Annotated in this window: 1 protein-coding gene and 1 pseudogene; both read left to right on the forward strand. The window is 71.9% G+C overall.

The window, feature by feature from the left end:
• A partial coding sequence (locus JMF90_RS35965; RefSeq protein ID WP_201326239.1) for a hypothetical protein occupies positions 1–682 on the forward strand: 682 nt, incomplete at its 5' end.
• Between the two features lie 104 nt (positions 683–786).
• Positions 787–1,711 (forward strand): annotated as a pseudogene (locus JMF90_RS35970) (poly-beta-1,6 N-acetyl-D-glucosamine export porin PgaA); the annotation flags it as partial.

Consider the following 1,711-nt stretch of genomic DNA (forward strand, 5'->3'; position numbering starts at 1 on the left):
TGCCGCGATCTTCGGTGCCTTCGCGTACGTCGAGCGAGACGCGAGGATCGGCCATGCGAGCGTGACGCACGATATCGCCGGCGTGATCGGAACCGCCGTTGGCAACTACCGCAAGCTCATCGTGGCGGCGACCGGCGGCGCGTCCGGCACCGAGGCGCCCGTCGCGCCCGCCGGCTCGACGTCGACGGTCGCGCAGGCCGGGCCGGTGACGCCTTCGGCGTCGGCCACGCCGGCCCTGTCGGCCGCGGCCGAACCGGCCGTGCCGGCCGTACCGCCGCAAGCGGCGACAGGTTCGGCCACGCAACACCCGCGCCCCGCACACGTGCCGCCGACCCGGCTCGCGGCCGCCCCGCACGCCGCGTCGACCGGCAGCCGCACGACGCGTCCGGGCGATGCGCACCGGACGTCACGTTCGCAGGCGCTGGCGCGCACGAGAAAACATCCCGACCCCGGGCCGAGACTGCAACCTCAGTCGTATATCGCCGGCACGGCGCACATGGAGGCCACCAGCGTCACGCACGACGAAGTGGAAGGTGCCCGCGCTCTGGCCAGGGCGCGCTGGTGCGCACGGATCGACGAATGGAGCTGTGTGGAGCAGAACGCGAGCCGTGCACTCGCCATCGATCCGACGAACAGCGAATCGCGCGCGTTGCTCGGACAAGCGGTCCGCAACCGCCTGTGAACCGACCGGATGCCGCCGGGCCTCGCCGCCCGGCGACGCGATAGCCGGCGAAGCACGCCGTCGGGCGTGCAACCGATGTGATCGTTTCAAAGTGAGGAGACATCGTGGCTAACAATCGTCAACAACAATGCACCACCGTCGTTCCGCCGAACCGGCGGGTCCTCCTGCATGCGCCGTTGCTGTGCCTGCTCGTCGCGTCCGGCCCGTGCCTTGCCGCCGAAGGCGACGCGAAGCCGCGCGACGCGAGTGCAATCTCCGGCTCCCATGGTGCGCCGGATGCGCTGCCGCCCGACCTGCAGCCGACGGGCGCGTCGACGCAGGCCGCCCAAGGTTCGGGCACGCAGCCCCCTCATGCGCCGACGCCGATCGCACGGGCCTCGGATGCGTCGATGCAGATCGCACAGGCGAGCCCCGCGATGCCGACCACCGTCGTCGTGGACCCGGATGCAGCGCAGCCGGGTGCTCCGGTGCCGGACGCAACCGCGTCGAATGCACCTGCGCCGGCCGCGCACGCGCCGAATGCGCCGATGCTGCTTGTGCAGGCATTCGACACGGTGCCGCCGGATGCGCCGGCACCACGCGTGCCAACGTCGGATGCACCTCAACAACTCGCCCAAACCGCGCCCCCCGCACCGCCGGCTACGCCGACGCTCGTCGCGCAGGCATCCGGCACGCCGATGCCGAACTCGCCCACGCCCGCGGCCCAGCCGCCTGGCGTCGAGCCGCCGTCGTCCCGGCAACCGGGTTCACAGTCACCGGGCGCGCAGCTCCCCGGCGAGGCGATCCAGCGATCGCAAGGACCCGACGTCGAGGCGCCGAATGCGCAGGCGCCGAATCTTCGCACCGCCGACGTCGCGACGGTGCGCAACGACGTGTTCGGCCTCGCGGCCAGCGGCGGCGCGGTCAAGGCGCTCGACGAAGCGAAGGCCCGGCCCGATGCATTCTCCGCCGTCGACATCGCGCAACTGGAAGAACTGTCGATTCGCCAGCAGGTGCGCGGCGGACGCGACAAGTCGCGTTCGATGACGA

Source organism: Burkholderia sp. E168m23, assembly GCF_016586125.1.
Lineage (GTDB): Bacteria > Pseudomonadota > Gammaproteobacteria > Burkholderiales > Burkholderiaceae > Burkholderia > Burkholderia orbicola.